The organism is Enterobacter sp. V87_3 (assembly GCF_029967835.1).
In the GTDB taxonomy this organism is placed as follows: Bacteria; Pseudomonadota; Gammaproteobacteria; order Enterobacterales; family Enterobacteriaceae; genus Enterobacter; species Enterobacter cancerogenus.
Genome location: NZ_JASCAM010000032.1, coordinates 114,059 through 136,387 on the forward strand (window position 1 = coordinate 114,059; position 22,329 = coordinate 136,387).

A 22,329-nucleotide genomic window follows, 5' to 3' on the forward strand; every position below is an offset into this window, starting at 1 on the left:
GCGTAAGTCACCAGAAAGACACAACTTTACACAATTGAAGGTCAGTTTGACGGGAGGTTGCAGAACTAAAAAAAACAGGCACAATTTCTTGTGCCTGTTGGGTATTTATTTTGCCGGTGTCGGCTGCAGTGCTGGCTTGCCTTTTTCCTGATTCGCCAGGTCGAGCGCGATATGCACCGTCTCGTCCAGATACGGATCCGGCTCCTGGTAATCTTTCGGCAGATCGTCCAGTTTCTTAAGCAGCGGTTTGCCTTCACGCTTGAAGCGATCGTTAACCCGCGCCAGACGCGTCGCGTCATCCTCGTTGTTCTCTTTCTCACGCTGAGCGTAGTTCAGAGAGACAATATTCCGTTTTTCTTTCAGGGCATTGAAGCGCGCAATGTCCTTCATGATGTACTGGAATTCCGGATCTTTGGCGATGCGTTCCTGATGGTCCTTAAGCAAGGCCGGGCCAAACTGCGTCATGTCGCCAGACTTGACGAAGGTGGCAGCGTTGATGCTATCCCACGGCAGCGCGTTATCCTCAAACTTCTCACCCGTTTCCGTCTCTTCCGTACCTGTTGGCATCAGAATGTCCGGCGTAACGCCTTTACGCTGCGTACTGCCGCCATTCACACGGTAGAACTTCTGGATGGTGTATTGAACCGACCCCAGTGCAGGCCATTCCGGGCGCAGCATTTGGTCGTAAATACGGTTGAGAGAACGGTACTGCTGTACGGTGCCTTTCCCGAAGGTCGGTTCACCCACAATCAGCGCACGGCCATAATCCTGCATCGCAGCGGCAAAGATTTCGGATGCAGAGGCACTGAAGCGATCCACTAAGACCACCAGCGGGCCTTTGTAGTACACCACGCCATCGGTATCGGCGTCTTCACGTACTTTACCGTTGTTATCGCGCACCTGAACCACCGGACCAGACGGAATGAACAGGCCAGACAGTGAAACGGCTTCGGTCAGCGCCCCACCGCCATTGCTGCGCAGGTCGATGATGACGCTGCTGACATTCTGCTTCTCAAGCTTCTGCAGCTGCACTTTCACATCGTCGGTCAGCCCAACATAGAAGCCCGGGATATCAAGCACGCCCACCTTCTCTTTCCCGACGGTTTTCACCGACATTTTCACCGCACGGTCTTCCAGACGGATGCGCTCGCGGGTCAGGGTAACGATACGGGTTTTGGTGCCTTTCCCGGCAGGCAGGATCTCAAGGCGCACTTTGCTGCCTTTCGGTCCCTTGATCAGCGCGACGACGTCATCAAGACGCCAGCCGATCACATCAACCATTTTTTGTCCGGTTTGACCCACGCCCACGATGCGATCGCCAACGCTAATGGCTTTGCTCTTCGCTGCAGGGCCGCCCGCCACCATGGAGTTGATCATGGTGTAATCATCGTCCATCTGCAGCACCGCGCCGATACCTTCCAGAGACAGGCTCATTTCGGTATTGAACTGCTCGGTATTACGCGGGGAGAGATAGTTGGTATGCGGATCGATTTCATGGGCAAACGCGGTCATCGCCAGTGAGAACACATCTTCACTGTTGGTCTGCGCAAGGCGACGGATAGCAAATTTGTAGCGACGGTTTAACGTCTCACGAATCTCTTTCTCGTCTTTGCCCGTGAGTTTGAGACTCAGCTCGTCATATTTGACTTTACCGTCCCACAGCGCATTCAGCTCGGCTTCGTCTTTCGGCCATGGCGCTTTGCTGCGGTCCAGATTAAAGGTGTCGTTGCCGGTAAAATCCATCGGACGTTCCAGCACTTTTAACGCGTATTGATAGCGTTCAAAACGGCGCTGCTGCGACAGATTATACAGATCGTAAAACAGGTCCAGCTTGCCGGAACGCAGTTCATCACCCACTTCGGATTTACGTTTGGCAAACTTTTCGATGTCGCTGGCCAGCAGCACGTTATGGCTGTAATCCAGCAAGTTCAGATAGCGGTCGAAAATTTTGGCCGAAAAGGCCTGATCGAGATCGAACTGACGATAGTGCGACCGAGTGAAGCGCGACGTCACGCGCTCACTCACCGTCGCGTGCTGCGTCTCTTCCTTCAACACCGGAATTTGATCAGCACGCGTAATATCGTCCACTGCGAAAGCGTGGCCTGCTATAGCAAACAGGCCCGCTAACGCGGTGAGCTTAAAAAAAGTGTTCATGCCAGGCTTGGCCTCCGTTTCAGAACAACAAGTGTTCTGCGCGTACAATCATTGACATACCAGAAGTCAGCTGCACACGAACGCCATCTTTGGTGATTTCCAGAACGGTGGCATCCATTGCATTGTTACCCGCTTTCACTTTCAGTGCCTGACCCACGCTCAGCGCGTTGATGTCCGAAACCGGAGTGTGGCGCGGCTCTTCGCGAGGCGCACGCGGGGCTTTAGCTGCTGGTTTATCAGCACGCGGTTTGCGATCGTTATTATCATTGCGACGCGGTGCCGGACGCGGTTTACGCTCACGACGAGGCGCTTCTTCCTGGCCGTTTGCCGCGGCGGCTTCGCGTTTTTTCGCTTGCTGCTCAGCACGCTGTGCCTGAACGCGAGCTTTCGCTTCTTCCAGCTGTTTACGCGCGTGTTCTACGTGCTGCTCGTCAAGCTCACCGCAAGGGTTGCCGTCGAGGTCGACACGGGTAGCGCCCGCTTTGATACCGTACAGGTAACGCCAGCTCGAAGTATAAAGACGTAAGGCAGAGCGAAGCTGGGTTTTGCTGAGATTCATCTCACCCTCAACGCGCGCGACTAAATCCTGAAAAATACCGACTTTCAGGGGGCGAGCTTCACCTTCAGCGCTGAAGCACTGTGGGAAACGCTCTGCCAGAAATGCGATAACTTCTTTACTGCTATTCAACTTAGGTTGATTTTCCATGAAATTTCCTGATTACAACGGACGTTGCCAACAAGCGCAGGCATGAACAGGCGTCATTATAATGACGCTATCAGTAAATGCTACGTTATCCGTTGATTATCCTGCGACGCTCGCAAAGAATTTTTGATAATCGGTTGTTGCCAACACGTTTTCCAGGTTCGCGACCAGCTCGCGCAGCCCCTGCTCGTCTTCAGCGCTAAAGCGGCCAAAGTCGGTACTGTCGATGTCCAGGACACCCATAATCTGCCCCTTCACGACCAGCGGAAGGACGATTTCAGAATTACTGGCAGCATCGCAGGCAATGTGGCCATCAAAAGCATGGACATCTTCTACGCGCTGGACCTGGTTAGTCGCGACCGCCGTCCCGCATACGCCACGGCCAACCGGAATACGCACACAGGCGATTTTTCCCTGGAAGGGACCCAGCACCAGCGTGTTATCTTCAAGAAGATAAAAACCGGCCCAGTTCACGCCAGAGAGACGTTCAAACAGTAATGCACTAGTATTTGCCAGAGTGGCTAAGAAGCTGGTTTCACCTGCCATCAATGCCTGAAAATCGCGATTAAGATCCGCGTAGAATTCTGATTTGTTCATTATTCAATCACTTAGTTGTCTTACAAATTTACCGCATAGGCTATTAAAATAAGCATTAAATGCGCTCATGCTCAAGATGAATCAAATCATGAGTTAATATAACGTTCAACAATACTTATCCGTGCGCGACAGATGCCCATAAAAATACCCAGGATTACGCCGACAAGAAAGATCACCGTCCATACGGTAAGCGAAGCTTTGCCCCGTGCACATTATCAGCGTTGCCCCCAGTGCGATACGCTTTTTATGCTGCCGAAGATGAAATCGCATCAAAGTGCTTTTTGCCCTCGCTGCGATGCCAAAATCCGGGACGGGCGCGACTGGTCGTTAACCCGACTCGCGGCAATGGCAACGGCCATGCTGCTGCTGATGCCGTTTGCCTGGAGCGAGCCGCTGCTGAAATTGTACCTTCTCGGCGTGCGTATCGATGCAAACGTGGTGCAGGGTATCTGGCAGATGACCCGTCAGGGCGACCCGCTCACCGCAGCGATGGTGCTGTTTTGCACTATCGGCGCCCCGCTGGTGCTGGTGGCCGCCATTGCATATCTGTGGTTCGGCAACATTCTCGGCATGAATCTGCGGCCCGTGTTGCTCATGCTGGACAAGCTGAAAGAGTGGGTGATGCTGGATATTTATCTGGTGGGCATTGGCGTTGCCTCCATCAAGGTGCAGGATTACGCGTTTCTGCAGCCCGGCATTGGGCTTTTCGCCTTTATCTCGCTGGTACTGCTGAGCATTCTGACCCTGATTCACCTGAACGTTGAGCAGCTGTGGGAACGATTTTATCCCCAGCGCCCCGCAACACGGGCTGATGAAAATCTTCGCGTCTGTCTGGGCTGCCATTACACCGGCCTGCCGGATGCGCGCGGTCGTTGTCCGCGCTGCCACATCCCGTTGAGGCTGCGGCGCAACAACAGCCTGCAAAAATGCTGGGCGGCGCTGATTGCCTCGATCGTGTTTTTGATCCCGGCAAATATGCTGCCTATCTCCGTGATTTATGTGAACGGTGCCCGTCAGGAAGATACTATCCTTTCCGGTATTATCTCTCTTGGCCACAGCAACGTCGGGGTGGCGGCGATTGTCTTTATCGCCAGTATTCTGGTGCCGTTTACCAAGGTGATGGTGATGTTTACGCTACTCATCAGCATTCACTTCAAATGTGAACAAGGATTACGTACGCGCATCTTGCTTCTGCGTTTCGTTACCTGGATTGGCCGCTGGTCGATGTTGGATCTGTTTGTGATTTCGTTGATGATGTCGCTCATCAATCGCGATCAGCTCCTTGCTTTTACTATGGGACCCGCAGCTTTTTATTTCGGCTCTGCGGTGATATTGACTATTCTTGCAGTGGAATGGCTGGACAGCCGCTTACTTTGGGACGCACATGAGTCAGGAAACGCCCGCTTCGCAGACTGAAGCGAGAATTAAAACAAAACGCCGTATTTCGCCCTTCTGGCTGCTGCCCGTCATCGCGTTGATGATTGCAGGCTGGCTCATCTGGACGAGCTATGAAGATCGCGGCAATACCATCACCATTGATTTCCAGTCCGCCGACGGCATTGTGGCCGGGCGCACCCCGGTGCGCTTCCAGGGGGTGGAAGTCGGAACCGTTCAGGATATCAAGCTCGGTAAGGGGCTGAATAAAATTCAGGTCAGCGCCAGCATCAAGTCTGATATGAAGGATGCCCTGCGCAGCGAAACCCAGTTCTGGCTTGTCACGCCGAAAGCGTCGCTGGCCGGCGTGTCCGGGCTGGATGCGCTCGTTGGCGGGAACTACATCGGCATGATGCCGGGCAAAGGGGAACCGCAGGATCACTTCGTCGCGCTGGACACGCAGCCGAAATACCGTCTCAACAACGGCGATTTGATGATCCACCTGCAATCTCCGGATTTGGGTTCGCTGAATAGCGGCTCGCTGGTCTATTTCCGCAAAATCCCCGTGGGCCGCGTTTACGATTATGCGATTAACCCCAACAAACAGGGCGTCACAATTGATGTGCTGATTGAGCGGCGCTTTACCAATCTGGTTAAAAAAGGCAGCCGCTTCTGGAACGTCTCAGGCGTGGATGCAGATCTGAGCCTGAGCGGCGCGAAGGTCAAACTCGAGAGTCTGGCGGCGCTGGTCAATGGCGCGATCGCCTTTGACTCGCCGGAAAACTCCAGCCCCGCCGCCGCCGATGACACCTTTGGCCTGTATGCGGACCTCGCCCATAGCCAACGCGGGGTGATCGTTAAGCTCGCCCTGCCGGACGCCAAAGGGCTGAAAGCCGGTTCCACCCCGCTGATGTATCAGGGGCTGGAGGTGGGCCAGCTCACCAAAATGACGCTCAATCCGGGTGGCTCTGTCACCGGCGAGATGACCGTCGACCCAAGCGTGGTCGATCTCCTGCGGGAGAAAACCCGTATCGAAATGCGCAGCCCCAAACTGTCCCTGAACGATGCCAGCCTCAGCAGCCTGCTGACGGGCAATACCTTTGAGCTGATCCCGGGTGAAGGCCAGCCGAGCAATAACTTTGTTGTCGCTCCTGCAGATAAAGCCCTTCTGCAAAAACCGGGCGTGGTGACGGTGACGCTGACCGCCCCGGAAAGCTACGGGATCGAAGCGGGCCAGCCGTTGATTTTACACGGCGTGCAGGTCGGCCAAGTGCTGGAGCGCAAGCTCACCGAAAAAGGCGTCTCGTTCTCTGCCGCCATCGATCCGAAGTACAGCGACCTGGTGCACGGTGACAGCAAGTTTGTCGTTAATAGCCGCGTGGACGTGAAGGTCGGCCTCGACGGCGTTGAGTTCCTTGGCGCCAGCGCCAGCGAATGGGTTAACGGCGGGGTCCGGATCCTGCCGGGTAACAAAGGGCCGCTGCGCGACAGTTATCCTCTGTATGCCAACCTGGATAAAGCCATTGAAAACAGCCTGAGCGATCTGCCGACCACCACGCTGACCTTAACGGCGGAAACCCTGCCAGACGTGCAGGCCGGCTCAGTGGTGCTTTATCGTAAGTTTGAAGTGGGCGAGGTCATTACCGTACGTCCCCGCTCCGAAGCCTTTGATATTGAACTGCACATCAAGCCCGAGTACCGCAAACTGCTGACGCCAAACAGCGTGTTCTGGGCCGAAGGCGGGGCTAAGGTGCAGCTTAACGGCAGCGGGCTGACCGTGCAGGCCTCCCCTCTTTCGCGTGCGCTGCGCGGGGCAATCAGTTTCGACAACCTAACGGGTGCGGGGGGCAATTTACGCAAAGGTGACAAACGTATTCTCTTCCCGTCCGAAACGGCTGCGCGCGCCGTGGGGGGCCAGATTACGCTTCACGCCTTTGATGCGGGCAAGCTTGCCGAAGGCATGCCGATCCGCTATCTCGGCATCGATATCGGGCAGATCCAGAAGCTGACGCTGATTACTGCGCGAAATGAAGTACAGGCAACCGCCGTACTCTATCCGGAATACGTGCAGACCTTCGCCCGAACCGGCACGCGTTTCTCCGTGGTGACACCGCAAATCTCGGCGGCGGGCGTTGAACATCTTGACACCATTTTGCAGCCGTACATCAACGTCGAACCGGGGCGTGGCAACGCGCGTCGCGATTTTGAGCTGCAGGAAGCCACCATCACGGACTCCCGCTACCTTGACGGGCTGAGTATCGTGGTTGAGGTGCCGGAGGCCGGATCGCTGAACATCGGTACCCCGGTCCTGTTCCGCGGCATGGAGGTAGGCACCGTGACCGGCCTGACGCTCGGCTCGCTTGCCGATCGCGTGATGGTGACGCTGCGCATCAGCGAACGTTACCAGCATCTGGTGCGCAACAACTCGGTGTTCTGGCTGGCCTCAGGCTATTCGCTGGACTTCGGGCTGACGGGCGGCGTGGTGAAAACCGGCACCTTCAACCAGTTCATTCGTGGCGGTATTGCCTTTGCAACCCCGCCAGGCACGCCACTGGCACCGAAAGCGCAGCCGGGTAAACACTTCCTGCTGCTGGAGAGTGAACCGAAAGAGTGGCGCGAGTGGGGAACCGCTCTGCCGCGTTAATCCTGCAGGCTCCGGTGTCAACGCGCCGGAGCCTTTATGTTACACTGCGCGCCTGAATGATTCCCTGTGGTGTGCCCGTGGCTCAAAACTCCGTATTTCTTCCTGAACAATTCCTGGCGCAGATGCGCGAGGCGCTTCCTGCTCATCTCTCCTTTGACGATTTTATCGCTGCCTGCCAGCGTCCGCTGCGCCGCAGCATTCGCGTCAATACCCTGAAAATCAGCGTCGAGGCCTTTCTTGAACTGGTTTCGCCCTACCGCTGGCAGCTGACGCCGGTTCCGTGGTGCGAAGAGGGGTTCTGGATCGAGCGCGATGACGAAGAGGCCCTGCCGCTGGGCAGCACTGCCGAGCATCTGAGCGGTCTGTTTTATATTCAGGAAGCCAGCTCCATGCTGCCGGTCGCCGCGCTCTTTGCCGACGATAATTCGCCTGCTCGCGTGATGGACGTCGCCGCTGCGCCGGGTTCCAAAACCACCCAGATAGCGGCGCGGATGGGCAATCAGGGGGCCATTCTTGCCAATGAATTCTCCGCCAGCCGCGTTAAAGTTCTGCACGCCAATATCAGCCGCTGCGGGATCCATAACGTCGCGCTGACGCACTTCGACGGCCGCGTATTTGGCGCTGCCCTGCCTGAAACCTTTGATGCGATCCTGCTCGATGCCCCCTGCTCCGGCGAAGGCGTCGTGCGTAAAGATCCCGATGCCTTAAAAAACTGGTCAGTGGAGAGCAATCTGGACATTGCCGCCACGCAGCGGGAGCTGATCGACAGCGCCTTCCACGCTCTGCGCCCCGGCGGAACGCTGGTGTACTCCACCTGTACGCTTAACCGCGACGAAAATGAAGACGTCTGCCTGTGGCTGAAAGCTCAGTATCCCGATGCTGTGGAGTTTCTCCCGCTCGACGATCTGTTTAACGCGGCAAAAGAGTCCGCAACGCCGGAAGGCTTCCTCCACGTCTTCCCACAGATTTACGACTGTGAAGGCTTCTTCGTCGCACGGTTACGCAAAACTCACGCCGTTCCTCCGTTGCCTGCGCCGTCGTTCAAGGTGGGGAAATTTCCTTTCGCCCAGCTTAAGGGCCGTGAAACCGCGCAGCTTAAGGAGGCGGCAAGCCAGGTTGGCCTGGTCTGGGACGAGAGCCTGCACCTCTGGTCGCGCGACAAAGAGATTTGGCTTTTCCCGGCCAACATTGAGCCGCTGATTGGCAAAGTGCGTTTCTCCCGCCTCGGTATTCGCCTGGCGGAAGTTCACAACAAAGGCTATCGCTGGCAGCACGAAGCGGTGATTGCTCTTGCCGGAGACGAGAATACCTTTGCCCTGACGCATCAGGAAGCTGAAGAGTGGTACCGCGGACGCGACGTTTACCCGGAAAACACCCCGGCGCGCGATGAGGTCATCGTGACTTATCAGGGCTATCCGCTGGGGCTGGCAAAAAAAGTCGGCTCGCGGCTGAAGAACAGCTATCCGCGTGAGCTGGTGCGCGACGGGCGTTTGTTTACCGGTAACGATCGCACCGACTAAAAAAAGCGCATTTTTTTACTGGCGATTTTGCTCTCCTTGGCTACGCTAAAAACTGGGTGACTGTACTGGTCATACCAGATTTTTAACCCAAACCCGGAGAGCACTATGACGAAAACCAGCGTGCGTATTGGCGCTTTCGAAATCGACGACGCAGAGTTGCGCGGCGAAGCACAAGGCGATCGAACGTTAAGTATCCCCTGCAAATCCGACCCGGATCTGTGTATGCAACTCGACGCCTGGGACGCTGACACCAGCGTGCCGGCCATTCTTGATGGCGAACATTCCGTCCTTTACCGCGAGCACTACGACAGTAAAACCGATGCCTGGGTCCTGCGTCTTGCCTGACCTAAAGAGAACCCGCCCGAAGGCGGGTTATTTATTACTGCAACTGCACCAGCGTTAAGTAACCGTCGAAGACCGCTCCCGTGTCGATGTAATGCAGATTGTGAAAATCATAGCGTCGATCAACAGGCGTATGCCCGAACCAAAAATGGTCCGCGCCGCTAATGCCCTGCCCTTTGCCTGCCATAAACCCCATCAACCGGTCCCGATCCCACACTATGCGTTGCGCGCTGACGGGTTGGTTCCAGACATATTCTTTTGCCGGATAGTCTGCATGAGCGACAACGTTCAGGCCATTCGCGCAGGGTATCTCAATAATATATGGCAGCGTTCGACACGATTCTAATAACGTGATGGCCTGATTTTGCGAGGCTTTATCGAGCCGCGAAAACCACATTCCACCGTTCAGCGTCCAGAGTGAAAAATCATTATTTTCCAGACTGTCGAGGGCCATTTGTTCATGATTACCCCGCACCGCGCAGAACCATTTTTCATGCAGCAGCTGGAGGCATTTCAGGCTGTCCGGACCGCGATCTATAATATCGCCCACGGAGATGAGTAAATCTTCATAAGGATTAAAATGGCGGCGCTTGAGTTCGTCCATAAGTGTCTGATAGCAGCCGTGAATGTCACCCGCTACCCAGACGTGGCGCCACTCCACACCGTTTCTTCGCTGATACATAATGCCCCCTCAAAGAAAGTATAGCCGCCTCAGAAAATAGCATCAGATAAGCCTGAGATTGACAAATCCCAACAAACCGTAAACCAAACGGAAATAAAGATCCGCGCGCTATTAATCCCTTTATATCCCCCCTCTAGAATAGGAAGCGAATAAAACGAGAGGTCATCACGTGTCAAACATCCACCTGCAAAACGATGTGCTTTATCCACATCGTACTCATATCATCTCCGAACTGGTGAAAGGAAAACTCGTCCCCGGCCCCATCTGGCAAAAACGCGAATATCGGCTCAAGTTCTTTTTGCGCTCGCTCCTTTTCTGGTCATCCACCCATCGCATGCTGGAAGCATTATCCAGCCGGGATGATTTTGACAGACTTCTCGCTTCCCAGATTACGTTACCCAGCAAGACGCATCGCCAGTATCTGATGCGCGGCCTTAACGCCAGCGATCGCGCCGACGCGGTGATAAGCCACTATCACTGGATCGATGGGCTGAACGATCCCACGCTTGCCCATGCGCTGAGTAGCCCGAAAGAGCAGACCATCGCGCAGTTTCAGGCGAAAAACGATGCCGTTTATACCCTTAATGCTTCATCTGCCCTGAGCGCCGAGCGTGAGGGTGAAAGCACGCTGTGGTTGCGCGACAACGACAACACGCTGCTCGCCAGCCTGACCTTCAGCGTGGCCCGCAGTAAGGGCCAACCGGTGATAGTCATTGGCGGCCTGCAGGGGCCTCGTCGCCACGTTTCCCACGACGTGATCAAGCAAGCCACCCGCGCCTGCCACGGCCTGTTCCCGAAACGCGTGCTGATGGAAGCCCTGCTGACGCTGGCTAAGCAGACACGCATTACCGCCATTTTTGCCGTCAGCGATGAGGGGCATGTGTTCCGGGCGTTGCGTTACCGGCTGAGTAAAGGGCGACATTTCCACGCCAGCTACGACGAATTCTGGGAAAGCCTGGACGCTAAAAGGGTGTCCCCCTTCTGCTGGCAGCTACCGCTGGCGATCAAGCGCAAATCGCTGGACGACATTGCGAGTAAAAAACGGGCCGAATACCGCCGCCGCTTCGAGCTGCTGGATCAGATCGACGCCGCGGTAAACGCGCGCTGGCAACCAGCACGAGGATGATCAGTTCAGTATTGGGTTGTAAAAACTTAATGAATACTACCGAGGCGGCCTGTTTGTAGGGCATGACTGACATTCCGCAAAGGCAAAAAAAGCCCCGGCGGATGCCAGGGCATGAGTAATATTATGGTTACAGGCCGCTTTCAGCTGCAGCTTTCGCCCGGGCGATCGCTCCGGCACTGAATATAGGGTGTTCGAAGTTATTAGTGACATCCCGGACCCTGTATATCTTCCATGCGCCATCTTCACGTCGAAGGAATACTTCCAGTTCTAATTTCTTGCCGTCCTGGATACCGATCCAGGTGGGTAAAACCTCCCCCGCCATGAATGGTTTGGCCTGGCCAACGTCTAACGCCTGTACCCATGATTCATCATAGTCTTGCGCATAAGCGAAGTAATCAGACTCAATCAGATCCTGCTCAGGTATCGAATCGATTTGCTCAATTCTCGTAATCGTGTCAGCAGAGACATAATCTCGCATTTCAGTTTGCGGATATTGCCTATCACTACTTGCAAGCGTCGGGAGGTATGATGCGTAAAAAGCACGCACCCGTTCAGTCGCACTTATATCAGGCCTGACAGAGCAAGCAGAAAGCAGGCATGCGCATAACATAATTGCTGTTCGCATCACTTCATCCTGTAGATTTTGAAGGCAGGCTGCGCGGCGCGATATCCCGGCCCCGGATACATAGAGCGCTGGCGGAAATCGGAAATCCATTGAGTGCCGTCATACATCGTCATGTGGCCGCTGGAGTTTCCTCCGGCGTAAGGTTGAATAACGGCTACATCACCGGCCAGCGGTGTTGAACCCGGCAGAACCTCACTGAATCCCGCACGAAGCAACGATGCCCCATAATCTTTTGCATTTTGCGTCCTGTCGAGCCGGATGCCTCCAGCAAGAATCGCTTCGCGTGTAAAAGTGGCGCACTCGTGATGTGAACGGCCTAACGCGTGTGACCGAAGATGTGAAATCGCAACGTCTTTTTTCCAGCCCATTCTTAGTTCCCTTAAGTGATTTATAGCGGAATTTTCACATTAACCACAATTAAAGAAAGGGTTTAAAAATGCTGATTTTACGTCTGATTCCAACAATTTCTAAATACGGCGATCTGACAGGGGTACTTGTGCAGTGCACCCTCGCGAATACCCTGCCGGACTCACCTGACATTTGCAGAAATAAGAGACTCAACTGCATTAAAATTCGGCCCTGAGCCACCGCCTTTCCATGAGATCAGAAGTCTGGCGAGCAGGCTCTATGAAAAGGAGCGCTGAGAGGAATTTACTCAGCGGTATTTGGCCACAAAAATTTAACAATGACCAACAAATACCTGGACGTACGTGGTGCAGAGTATGTTATGGTTAAGACAGGATATGGAATATTCGAGTCATTTTCGGGGGATTTCATGTTAAGACAGAAAAATCCCTTGAGAAACAAATCGATAAAAAGAGACCGAATACGATTCCTGTATTCGGTCCAGGGAAATGGCTCTTGGGAGAGAGCCGTGCGCTAAAAGTTGGCATTAATGCAGGCTCAATCGCCTTGCACTTTAAGAATAGATGACGACGCCAGGTTTTCCAGTCCACAGCAAAAGTGGCCTGAAAAAAAGCGTCAGAGCATCAATAAATACAAGAAAACCGCAGTGCTGCATCAGCGTCTGCGGTTTTTTTTATTGGAAACCTGAAGGCTAGCAGAGCGTTTCAGCGCGTGCGATAAACGGCGCAAGGCTCATCTTTTGCCCTGGATTTGCCGGGTCATCAATTTGAATCACGCTGATGGGCTGGCCGTTGCTCTTCCCGCTGGCAACCTGCTGCTTAGCAGTATCGTTCAACGGGTACTGTACCAGCGTGCTGGGGTTAATCGCATACAGGGCGTGGCCTGGACGGCAGGTCAGCATCACCTCTTCGCGATTAAATGCCCACTTATCCTTACCCACCTCAAAACGGCTGACGGTAATAACCTGCGGCGCCGCCAGCGCACTCCCGGTGCAGGCCAGCAGTAAAAGAGAAAGCACTGTTTTTTTCATAAGTCTTAACCTTGTCAGTAAGGTTCCCAGGTGGCAAACAGGCTGACCGTAGCCAGCACCAGCGCACCCAGAACAACCTCTGCCTGTGTCATCCTGATAAAAATCTGTTGTTCTCGCCCGGCATCCGAACGAAAGCGTGGCACCAGAAAATACCGATTCGCCAGCGCAATTACCACCATCATCGCCACCAGCGCACATTTGAACAATAAAAGCTGTCCGTACGCCGAACGCCATGGCAGATCCCATCCCAGAATAAAGAGCGCGTTGACTATCCCCGTCAGCACGACACCCGCCACGGCATAATGTCCCACCCGGGAAAAGCGCATCATGGTGTAGATCGCAGCAACCCGCCAGCGCCCTTTCGCCAGTTGCATACAAAACAGCAGCGGGAGCAGCCCCCCAACCCAGGTGGCAGCGCATAACAGATGTACGGCATGGTTAAGCCGGTGCAATGCGCCTGCAAGCCCCTCGTTCATGGTTGCATGCCCTACGCCTGCCAGCAGCACGCATTGGCCCATGGCGAGCAGTAACAGCCTTGAGCCTTTCTGCGGCACAAGCCAGGCAACACCCACGGTGACAACGGCAAGGATCATCTGCCACAGCCAGACGCCGCCAAACTGCGTGGTGAGTACGCTGTGCCAGATATCCGGGTTGAGCACATCGCGCCAGCCGTTGGCCATCAGCCCCCCCTGAACCGCAAACATTAAAAGCGCAGCCGTCAGGCTGATGACGGCTGCACGCTGCTGCTGAGACTGAAAGCGTCTCGACATCAGACGATGCAGGGAGGAAGGGGCAAACCAGACGCTGTAAAGCGCGTTGCCAAAAATCAGCATCAGCGCGCCAAAATGGATAAAGCGCAGCGCAACATAGAGCGACGCCAGCATACTATTTCACGCTAAAGTGATAGCTGCCTTTCGTTTTGTGGCCATCTACCGACACCACATGCCAGTCGACCTGATAGGTACCCGCCGTCAGCGGTTGCTCAAGCGGAACAATAAGCTGCGCCTTGTTTTTCTCATCGCGCTTCACCGCGCCCGTTTTAACCGCTTTCTGCTGGTCATCGGTTACGACCACGCCGCTGAACTGCGGTTCGATACCCTCAGAAAAACTCAGCGTCAGGAGCTGCGGTGCCGCAACCTGGGCGTTCGCTGCCGGGGTCTGTTGCTGAAGATGAGCATGAGCCAGCGCGGACGGTGCCACAACGGACGCGACCAGGAAAGCCAGCGCCTGTACTGCACGTGAAGAGAAAACGTTCATCTTATCATTCCTTTTTGTTATGCCTGTATGGCAAAGGATAACGCTGTATAATATCCGAGTCGAGGAACATCCTGCGCTGACTTGTCATCATCGTGTAATCGCGGTAACGTTGCCGCCGCATAACAAAGGAGAAGGAAATGAAGACTAATCTGGCTGCCCTTCCTCAGGAGGAGATGGACAAAGTAAACGTCGACCTCGCCGCCGCTGGCGTCGCGTTCAAAGAGCGCTATAACATGCCCATCGTGGCAGAGGTGGTTGAGCGTGAACAGCCCGCACACCTGCGCGACTGGTTCCGTGAGCGCTTAATTGCGCACCGTCTCGCCTCCGTAAACCTTTCCCGTCTGCCTTACGAGCCTAAAGTTAAATAACATTAAAGACTCGTTACACTTCCTTACGCGCATTGTGGCAGGATAAGAAAAACCTTATAGAAATAGGTGTATTCTTAGATCACAGCGACTCAGTGTATAAGGAAATCACGATGTCTCGATGGAATATTGCTGCGGCACAGTATGCCCGACAGCACGGCAGTGTTGACGATCATGTTGAACATCACCTCCGCTTCGTCGATCGGGCGGTGCGTTTGCAATGCGATCTGCTGGTGTTCCCGGAGCTCTCGCTCACTGGCCCCGGCAAGGCGACGCTTCCCGCGCCGCCGGACGATACCCAGCTTGCCCCTCTCCTTCTTGCCGCCCAGACCTACGGCATCACCATTGTTGCCGGGCTTCCGCTCGAAAAGCATGGGCTGCGCCACAAGGGCCTTGCCCTTTTCGCACCCTACCGCGAGTCGATCCTGCGCTACCCTCAGGGCAGCGGTGCGAGCCTGACGCCGGGTGAAAAGCGGTTAACCATTATCGAAACCCCGGCAGACGCCCTCGATCTCGATCCTCAGGCGACGCTCTTTACCAGCAGTCAGGACGTGGGGGATAACCGCTGGCGTCAGTCCATCGGCACGTTACAGCGTTTTGCCCATAAATATGCCATTGCGGTCTTAATGGCTAACGCGCGCAGCGGCAGCGCACTGTGGGATGAGAGAGGGCAGCTCATCGTTCGCGCCGATAAAGGGGAACTGCTGTTAACCGGCTCACTGGACAGACGGGGTTGGCAAGGGGATATCATTCCATTAGGCTAAGCGTTTTTGGTCAGGAGCATTCAATGCTGCGCGTCATCGATACCGAAACTTGCGATCTTCAGGGCGGGATTGTGGAAGTGGCCTCTGTCGACGTTGTCGACGGACAGATAGTCAACCCAATGAGTCATCTGGTTCGCCCCGATCGCCCGATCAGCCCGCAGGCGATGGCTATCCATCGCATCACGGAATCGATGGTGGCGGATAAACCCTGGATTGAGGAGGTTATCCCTCACTATCACGGTAGCCCCTGGTATGTGGCGCACAACGCCAGCTTCGACCGTCGCGTGCTGCCGGAGATGCCCGGGGAGTGGATCTGCACCATGAAGCTCGCGCGCCGCCTGTGGCCGGGGATCAAATACAGCAATATGGCGCTATATAAATCCCGCAAGCTCAGCGTCCAAACGCCGGAGGGGCTGCATCACCACCGCGCGCTGTATGACTGCTATATCACCGCCGCGCTGCTGATAGATATTATGAATACGTCAGGCTGGACGCCGGAAGATATGGCGACCATAACCGGTCGCCCCGCGCTGTTAACCACCTTCACCTTCGGCAAATACCGCGGAAAAGCGGTAGCCGAAGTCGCGGACAACGATCCGGGCTATCTGCGCTGGCTGTATAACAACCTCGACAGAATGAGCCCGGAGCTGCGCTTAACACTGAAGCACTATCTCGGCGAAGCCTAACGTTCTGCACGGCCTGGCAACGTATCCTGCGCCAGGCCAATCAGAAACGCATACTCCAGCGCCACCCCTTCATAGGATTTAAAGCGCCCCGATTTCCCGCCGTGCCCGGAATCCATGTCGGTGCAGAGCAACAGCAGATTATCGTCGGTTTTAAGCTCGCGCAGTTTCGCCACCCATTTCGCCGGCTCCCAGTACTGCACCTGCGAATCATGCAGCCCCGTCGTCACCAGCATATGCGGATAGGTTTTCGCCTCAACGTTGTCGTACGGGCTGTACTCTTTCATGTAGCGATAATAAGTTTCATCCTGCGGATTTCCCCACTCTTCGAACTCCCCGGTGGTCAGCGGGATAGATTCATCCAGCATGGTGGTCACCACATCCACGAACGGCACCTGGGCGATAACGCCCTTGAAGCGATCGGGACGCAGGTTGATTACCGCCCCCATCAGCATGCCACCGGCGCTGCCGCCCATGCCAAAGCAGAGATCGGGATGACCATAGCCCTGCTCCACCAGCGCATCGCACACGTCCAGATAGTCGTAGAAGGTGTTTTTCTTTTTCAGGAACTTACCGTCTTCGTACCACTGCTGACCCAGCTCGCCGCCGCCGCGAATATGGGCGATGGCATAGACAAAACCCCGGTCGAGCAGGCTCAGCCTGCTGCTGCTAAAGTCGGCGTCCATGCTGGATCCGTACGAGCCATAGCCGTAAACCAGTAGCGGGTTTTTACCCTTACTGAAATGCGCCTTGTGATACACCAGCGACACGGGCACTTCCGCACCGTCCCGCGCGGTCACCCACAGGTGCTCGCTGCGGTAATTGTCAGAGTCGAAGCCTTTCACCTCGGCCTGCTTGATCACCTGACGCTGCCCGGTGTCCATGTCCAGCTCAAACAGCGTATCAGGGGTGGTCATTGACGAATACCCATAGCGCAGCCGCGACGATTCAGGTTCAGGGTTAAAACCAATCCAGGTCACATAGGCCGGATCGTCAAAGGCGATACCCACCACTTCCCGCGTTTTACGGTTGATCTGCCGGATGCTGGTCAGCCCGCGCTGGCGTTCCTCCACCACCAGCCAGTCGGTAAACAGGGTAAAGCCCTCGAGCATGACCTGTTCACGGGCGGGAATAAGCACTTCCCATTTGCGCTCGTCGCGCACCTTGGTTTTATACAGCCCGAAGTTCTTGCCTTCACGGTTGGAGCGCAGGTAAAAGCTGTGCTGGAAATGGTCGAGGCTGTATTCGTGATCTTTGCGGCGAGGCAGGAAGCAAAGCGGCTGCGCGTCGGGAAGCTCCGCATCAAGCAAGAGTACTTCCGAGGTGGTCGCACTGGCCAGGTAGATGATCACATAGTGGCGGGACGATGTTTTATGCAGGCTGACATAATACGTCTCATCTTTTTCTTCATACACCAGTTCGTCGTCGGCAGACGAGGTGCCCACCGTATGCCGCCAGACCTGGTAAGGCAGCAGCGTGGAGGCATGTTTTTTTACGTAGTACACCGTTTCGGAATCGTTCGCCCAGACAAAGTCCGGCGAGACGTTGTCCAGCATTTCCGGATACCAGTTTCCGGTTTCCAGATTGCGAAAGCGCAGGCCGTACTGACGGCGCGAGAGATAATCTTCCGCCAGCGCCATAATGGCGTTATCCGGCGAGATGGACATGCCGCCTAAAGTATAAAACTCGCTGTGGGCCGCGCGCTTGTTAGCATCCAGCAAGATGTCCCACTCATCCCACTCGGCGCTGAGCACGGACTGACGCTGGTAGATAGCATACTCGTTGCCAGGCTCATAGACGTGGCGATAGCGATAGCCATTTTTAGTCCAGGGCGCGGAAATATCGCGCTGCGGGACACGCTGCACCATTTCGTTCAGCAAGCGATCCTGCAGCGCCTGCTGGCTGGCCATGACCTTACGGCCATAGTCATTTTCCTCGTGCAGATAGTCGAGGACATCCGGCTGCGAGCGCGTATCGTCCCGCAGCCAGTAATAGTGGTCGATACGCGTATCTCCATGCGTGGTGATCGCGTAAGCAGTGCGTCGGGCTTTCGGTGGCATGTTCGTTTTACTTTTGAGTTTTACACCCTATAAGGTTGGCAAAACACACGCATGATGCAAGCGAAACATGGCCAGTTTAGGAAAGCATTAGCCCGCCAGGGCCTGTTTTTGCTGTTGAATATCCTTCTCGATGCCTTCCCGCACGTCCTGAGGGATCTTCAGGGCATCGCCCAGCGCATTAAGGTAGCTCCGCTCCATAAAGTGATCGATATCGATAGCCGCGCAGCTCAGGAAATAGAGTTCAAGCGCCTCCTCTTCATTTTTAACGCTTTGGGCCAGTCGCTGCGGGTCAAGCGGCTGTTCGATGGCCTTCGCCACCAGCGCCCTGCCCTGTGCTTCGACGCCCGCCTCGCTCATCTGTTGTTCAATTGCCGTGCGCTCCTGGTCGTCGATATGTCCGTCGCTCTTCGCGGCAAACACCAGCGCCAGAATCAGCCGTTCCGTACGAATATCCAGCGGCGAGGTATGCTCACCATAGTGCGGCTCATCGTTATGCGCGGTACGCACCTTATCTTTGTATTTGTTCCACAGCACGGAGCCGGCGATAGCCCCGCCGCCCGCAAGCAGCGCGCCAGAGCCGTATTTGGTCAGCAGCTTGCGCGAGGATTTGTTCGCGACCAGTAGCCCTGCCAGCCCGCCCAGCGCACCGGGAACAAGAAGTTTACTGAGCCCCTGCTCGCCCGTCCCTGAAGAGGACGCTTTTTGACCCAGCATGGATTGCAATTGATTCAACCAACCTGACATGATTTCTCTCGCTTAACGGTGAACATGCTTCACAGCCTAAGCGAGTGGACGTCAGGAAATGTCTGTTAGCACTAAAGAAGCGCAAATTTCTTGCCTGTCACCTTTGCCCCTGACAAGACAGACGCAAACGTTTTCGTTTATACTGCGCGCAACTTTTTCAGGGGGATAGTTATGACACGTTTAGGAACCGCGCTGCGTCCGGCAGCGACGCGCGTAATGCTGCTTGGATCGGGTGAACTGGGTAAAGAAGTCGCCATCGAGTGCCAGCGTTTAGGCGTTGAGGTGATTGCTGTTGATCGTTATCCGGACGCGCCGACCATGCATGTCGCGCATCGTTCTTATGTGATTAACATGCTGGACGGCGAGGCTCTGCGCGCGCTGATTGCCAAAGAAAAACCGCATTATGTGGTACCTGAAATCGAAGCCATCGCCACCGATACGCTGGTCGCGCTTGAGCAGGAAGGCCAGCGCGTCGTACCCAGCGCGAACGCCGCGAAACTGACCATGAACCGCGAGGGCATTCGTCGCCTGGCGGCCGAAGAGTTGCAACTCCCCACCTCCAGCTACCGTTTTGCTGGCGACAAAGCCGGTTTTCTGCAGGCCGTTGAGGAGATTGGCTACCCGTGCATCATTAAGCCGGTGATGAGCTCCTCAGGAAAAGGTCAGAGCTTTATCCGTTACAGCTCACAGCTGGATAGCGCCTGGGATTATGCGCAACAGGGTGGCCGCGCCGGGGCCGGACGCGTGATTGTCGAGGGCGTGGTGAAGTTTGATTTCGAGATCACCCTGCTGACCATCAGTGCCGCAGACGGCGTACACTTCTGCGATCCGATCGGTCATCGCCAGGAAGATGGCGATTACCGTGAATCCTGGCAGCCGCAGCGAATGAGCGCTCTGGCGCTGGAACGCGCGCAGGAGATCGCCCGCAAGACGGTGCTGGCGCTCGGCGGATACGGGCTGTTTGGCGTGGAACTGTTCGTCTGCGGTGACGAGGTTATTTTCAGTGAAGTCTCCCCGCGTCCGCACGATACCGGGATGGTAACGCTGATTTCACAGGATCTTTCCGAATTCGCCCTGCACGTGCGGGCTTTCCTCGGCCTGCCAGTTGGCGGCATCCGTCAGTACGGCCCGGCCGCGTCGGCGGTGATCCTGCCGCAGTTGACCAGCCAGAACGTCACGTTTGATAACGTCGAGAACGCGGTGGGTGCCGGTTTGCAGGTGCGCCTGTTTGGTAAGCCAGACATCGACGGAACGCGTCGGTTAGGCGTGGCGTTAGCCACCGGTCAGAACGTGGAGGATGCGGTCGCGAGAGCGAAAACGGCCGCCAGTGCGGTGAACGTTAAAGGGTAATAAAAAGTTAGCTGGTCACATTGGTGGCCAGCCGCTTTGTTATGCATTTGCATCCTGCACGTAGACTTCACCTGCAGTAGAAGCCCCACCTCTCGTGGTCTTTTCAGTACCCTACATCCCTGTAAGCTTCACTGGTCTTCATTATAAAAACATACACACCTGTGCCAATAAAAAGAACGATGGGTATAATGATCGCCGCAGCGATTTCCCAGCCTGTTAGCGTCTCATTTTTAGATGTAAAACTAATATGATATGCAACGAGAGAAAGCACACAAAATAAAGCCGCCATGCCTGCTGGAAGAAGAGGATTATTCCAGTCACCCCATATAAGCTTTTCCGGGATATCCGTTTTTTTGGAAGAAAGGGCAGTTATGCTCAGTTTATTTTTTTCCGAATATGCTATCAGCTGTTCCCCCTGGGCATATTTAACTGCATCTGTCGCCAGTCCCAGCGCCAGCCACCGATACCCGGCGCTTTTTTCTCCCAAAGAGACATCTATATCCAGGCGTTCTATCGCCAGCCCTTTTTCATCCAGTGCCTGTATTAACGGATATTTTTCCGTTCGAGATAGCCCGGTATACCAAAGTTTTTTCGGGGTAAGCACGGAGCCCGTCGCCAGGTAAACCGCCATTTTTTCTTCTACATCTGTCACTTCTGACATAGGTTGGTAAAGATACACCGGTTTTTCACCTTCTTCACCGATATAATGACTGGTCAGGAGGAACGCACTCGCATTTTCCATACTCGCTGAGTTCGCGCCCTCTTGATGCAAATCAACGATAACAATCAATCGGTTTTCAACTCTGTCATTTGAAGCGTTCATCCATTTACCGATAAGTGCGTAACCAGGGCATTCCGCGCTGTGCTCAATATTACATTCACTGGCATGTTCGATCCCCAACAACGCCAGAGATCGCCTCAGCTCGTCAATGCAGGACTCACTCCCTCCACGAACCCAGAGAAGAGTTTCAAAAATTCGGTAGTTATATCCCTTCAACTTTTCAGCCATTGGAGCCAATAAGCGGTAAAAAATTTGCTCATCACGAGTTTGATCGAACCGACCTTCCAGTTGAATCTTAACCGGCGTTTTCGGTGCCAGCGGAAATTCCCCTTCCAGCTTCAACATATTCAGTGCAGGTTGCTCCAGAGGAGTGATTACAGACCATGCTGCGATAGCGATGTTTTTCCGCGCATACGCTTTTAAACTATTCTCCCTTTCTTTTGCAATGAACTTACGGGTTTCGAAATAGTGAAGCGTGGCGTTGTGAAATATGAATCCTGTATAAATAAAGACAGACACCATACAGATAGGCAGAATAACTGAGGGTACAAAAAATATAGCAGTCACGTGTTCTGTCTCAGGCCAGGTAAGAGCCCGTATCAGCAGGCCCATTCCGACGGATATCACATATATGAGTATAATAACGACAACCGGTACATCGGTATCGGGGTCAGGCTGTTTCTTGTATAACCACCACGCTCTCATTACACTGCTCCCGCAACGGGCAAGGTACTTTTAATTTCGCATCCGCACGCCGCATGACAGCCATCTACCACAACCCCACGACCCTTCATGGTCCAGGTTGGGTGACATTCATTGATTGGGAAAATGCCTCTGTGGGTCGGACACTGCACCAAATCATCTTTCAGTGCCACGGCCTTACCCATAAAGTCGGCACCGGAAGCTTTTGTGACTTTACCTCCGCTTACCAGCGGATCGTGTAATCGAATAACGCCTTTCATTATTTATTCTCCCTATCGCCCCGCATTCATATCACAGCGCATATGATCCCAGCCGGTATATCCCTTCACTTCGGGTACGCTGTCGGGTAAATCTTGCCAGTTGGTCTTAAATTGTTGCGTGCTGTGCACCAGTCCTTGTTTCGTTAAATAGACTGTCCCCCAGGCCCAACCCGAAGAATGAGGTTCCAGCACCCCATTTA

At 54.7% G+C, this 22,329-nt stretch carries 22 protein-coding genes and 1 pseudogene; 9 read left to right on the plus strand and 14 right to left on the minus strand.

Translation table 11 applies throughout. The features are described 5' to 3' along the window. Positions 1 to 105 precede the first annotated feature (105 nt). From prc to QLG21_RS20370, 3 genes are all read right to left on the minus strand, one after another. Positions 106 to 2,154: a carboxy terminal-processing peptidase gene (gene prc / locus QLG21_RS20360; RefSeq protein WP_282485102.1), complete on the minus strand. Its 2,049-nt coding sequence runs from the start codon at positions 2,152 to 2,154 to the stop codon at positions 106 to 108. Positions 2,155 to 2,173: 19 nt separating this feature from the next. Beyond that, positions 2,174 to 2,860, minus strand: coding sequence for an RNA chaperone ProQ (gene proQ, locus QLG21_RS20365; protein WP_014170612.1), 687 nt, complete (start codon positions 2,858 to 2,860; stop codon positions 2,174 to 2,176). Between the two features lie 96 nt (positions 2,861 to 2,956). Beyond that, positions 2,957 to 3,454, minus strand: a complete 498-nt coding sequence (locus tag QLG21_RS20370; protein ID WP_006176006.1) for a GAF domain-containing protein — start codon at positions 3,452 to 3,454, stop codon at positions 2,957 to 2,959. A 132-nt stretch (positions 3,455 to 3,586) separates the two neighbouring features. Here QLG21_RS20370 and yebS point away from each other — a divergent pair, with 132 nt between their 5' ends. From yebS to QLG21_RS20390, 4 genes are all read left to right on the plus strand, one after another. Beyond that, positions 3,587 to 4,870 (plus strand): membrane integrity lipid transport subunit YebS, encoded by a 1,284-nt coding sequence (gene yebS / locus QLG21_RS20375; protein WP_137848820.1) that lies wholly within the window; start codon positions 3,587 to 3,589, stop codon positions 4,868 to 4,870. Continuing rightward, a complete protein-coding gene (locus tag QLG21_RS20380) occupies positions 4,839 to 7,472 on the plus strand; it encodes a PqiB family protein (RefSeq protein WP_282485103.1) in 2,634 nt (877 codons plus the stop codon). Before yebS ends, QLG21_RS20380 begins: the two co-directional genes overlap by 32 nt. A 77-nt stretch (positions 7,473 to 7,549) precedes the next feature. Beyond that, entirely contained in the window at positions 7,550 to 8,992 is a 1,443-nt protein-coding gene (gene rsmF / locus QLG21_RS20385) for a 16S rRNA (cytosine(1407)-C(5))-methyltransferase RsmF (protein WP_282485104.1), read from the plus strand. Positions 8,993 to 9,097: 105 nt separating this feature from the next. Then, positions 9,098 to 9,337, plus strand: coding sequence for a YebV family protein (locus tag QLG21_RS20390; RefSeq protein WP_006176013.1), 240 nt, complete (start codon positions 9,098 to 9,100; stop codon positions 9,335 to 9,337). A gap of 34 nt (positions 9,338 to 9,371) precedes the next feature. On the opposite strand, the gene pphA is transcribed toward QLG21_RS20390, so the two are convergent. Continuing rightward, on the minus strand, positions 9,372 to 10,016 hold the full coding sequence (gene pphA, locus QLG21_RS20395; RefSeq protein WP_282485105.1) for a protein-serine/threonine phosphatase: 645 nt from the start codon (positions 10,014 to 10,016) through the stop codon (positions 9,372 to 9,374). 169 nt (positions 10,017 to 10,185) lie between these two features. Here pphA and QLG21_RS20400 point away from each other — a divergent pair, with 169 nt between their 5' ends. Beyond that, positions 10,186 to 11,142, plus strand: a complete 957-nt coding sequence (locus tag QLG21_RS20400) for a VirK/YbjX family protein (RefSeq protein WP_282485106.1) — start codon at positions 10,186 to 10,188, stop codon at positions 11,140 to 11,142. Positions 11,143 to 11,269: 127 nt separating this feature from the next. Here the strand turns inward: QLG21_RS20400 and QLG21_RS20405 are convergent, their stop codons facing one another. The 5 genes from QLG21_RS20405 to yobA form a co-directional block, all read right to left on the minus strand. Next, positions 11,270 to 11,767: a YbjP/YqhG family protein gene (locus QLG21_RS20405; protein ID WP_282485107.1), complete on the minus strand. Its 498-nt coding sequence runs from the start codon at positions 11,765 to 11,767 to the stop codon at positions 11,270 to 11,272. Then, the gene (locus QLG21_RS20410; RefSeq protein ID WP_282485108.1) at positions 11,767 to 12,135 is read right to left on the minus strand and encodes an NlpC/P60 family protein; all 369 of its coding nucleotides are present in this window, start codon (positions 12,133 to 12,135) and stop codon (positions 11,767 to 11,769) included. The genes QLG21_RS20405 and QLG21_RS20410 overlap by 1 nt, the downstream gene beginning before the upstream one ends. A gap of 689 nt (positions 12,136 to 12,824) precedes the next feature. Then, the gene (locus tag QLG21_RS20415; RefSeq protein WP_006176023.1) at positions 12,825 to 13,163 is read right to left on the minus strand and encodes a YebY family protein; all 339 of its coding nucleotides are present in this window, start codon (positions 13,161 to 13,163) and stop codon (positions 12,825 to 12,827) included. A 14-nt stretch (positions 13,164 to 13,177) separates the two neighbouring features. Continuing rightward, positions 13,178 to 14,047: a copper homeostasis membrane protein CopD gene (gene copD, locus QLG21_RS20420; protein ID WP_282485109.1), complete on the minus strand. Its 870-nt coding sequence runs from the start codon at positions 14,045 to 14,047 to the stop codon at positions 13,178 to 13,180. A gap of 1 nt (position 14,048) precedes the next feature. Beyond that, entirely contained in the window at positions 14,049 to 14,420 is a 372-nt protein-coding gene (gene yobA / locus QLG21_RS20425) for a CopC domain-containing protein YobA (protein ID WP_282485110.1), read from the minus strand. 137 nt (positions 14,421 to 14,557) lie between these two features. Between yobA and QLG21_RS20430 the strand changes: the two genes are divergently transcribed. From QLG21_RS20430 to exoX, 3 genes are all read left to right on the plus strand, one after another. Then, entirely contained in the window at positions 14,558 to 14,788 is a 231-nt protein-coding gene (locus QLG21_RS20430; RefSeq protein ID WP_006176029.1) for a DNA polymerase III subunit theta, read from the plus strand. Between the two features lie 110 nt (positions 14,789 to 14,898). Further along, positions 14,899 to 15,549 carry a carbon-nitrogen hydrolase family protein gene (locus QLG21_RS20435; RefSeq protein WP_282485111.1) on the plus strand — a complete coding sequence of 217 codons (651 nt, stop codon included), beginning with the start codon at positions 14,899 to 14,901 and terminating at the stop codon, positions 15,547 to 15,549. Between the two features lie 23 nt (positions 15,550 to 15,572). Beyond that, positions 15,573 to 16,235, plus strand: coding sequence for an exodeoxyribonuclease X (gene exoX / locus QLG21_RS20440; RefSeq protein ID WP_088208265.1), 663 nt, complete (start codon positions 15,573 to 15,575; stop codon positions 16,233 to 16,235). Here exoX and ptrB read toward each other — a convergent pair. Both ptrB and QLG21_RS20450 read right to left on the minus strand, forming a co-directional pair. Beyond that, positions 16,232 to 18,292, minus strand: coding sequence for an oligopeptidase B (ptrB, locus tag QLG21_RS20445; RefSeq protein WP_282485112.1), 2,061 nt, complete (start codon positions 18,290 to 18,292; stop codon positions 16,232 to 16,234). The genes exoX and ptrB overlap by 4 nt on opposite strands. Positions 18,293 to 18,379: 87 nt before the next feature. Beyond that, positions 18,380 to 19,036, minus strand: coding sequence for a tellurite resistance TerB family protein (locus tag QLG21_RS20450; protein ID WP_282485113.1), 657 nt, complete (start codon positions 19,034 to 19,036; stop codon positions 18,380 to 18,382). A 171-nt stretch (positions 19,037 to 19,207) separates the two neighbouring features. On the opposite strand from QLG21_RS20450, the gene purT reads away from it, so the two are divergent. After that, a complete protein-coding gene (purT, locus tag QLG21_RS20455) occupies positions 19,208 to 20,386 on the plus strand; it encodes a formate-dependent phosphoribosylglycinamide formyltransferase (protein ID WP_282485114.1) in 1,179 nt (392 codons plus the stop codon). A gap of 103 nt (positions 20,387 to 20,489) precedes the next feature. On the opposite strand, the gene QLG21_RS20460 is transcribed toward purT, so the two are convergent. The 3 genes and pseudogenes from QLG21_RS20460 to QLG21_RS20470 all read right to left on the minus strand — a co-directional run. Next, positions 20,490 to 21,872, minus strand: a complete 1,383-nt coding sequence (locus QLG21_RS20460) for a hypothetical protein (RefSeq protein ID WP_282485115.1) — start codon at positions 21,870 to 21,872, stop codon at positions 20,490 to 20,492. Then, entirely contained in the window at positions 21,872 to 22,129 is a 258-nt protein-coding gene (locus tag QLG21_RS20465) for a PAAR domain-containing protein (protein WP_220710296.1), read from the minus strand. Before QLG21_RS20465 ends, QLG21_RS20460 begins: the two co-directional genes overlap by 1 nt. Before the next feature lie 12 nt (positions 22,130 to 22,141). Next, positions 22,142 to 22,329, minus strand: a pseudogene (locus QLG21_RS20470) (hypothetical protein); the annotation flags it as partial.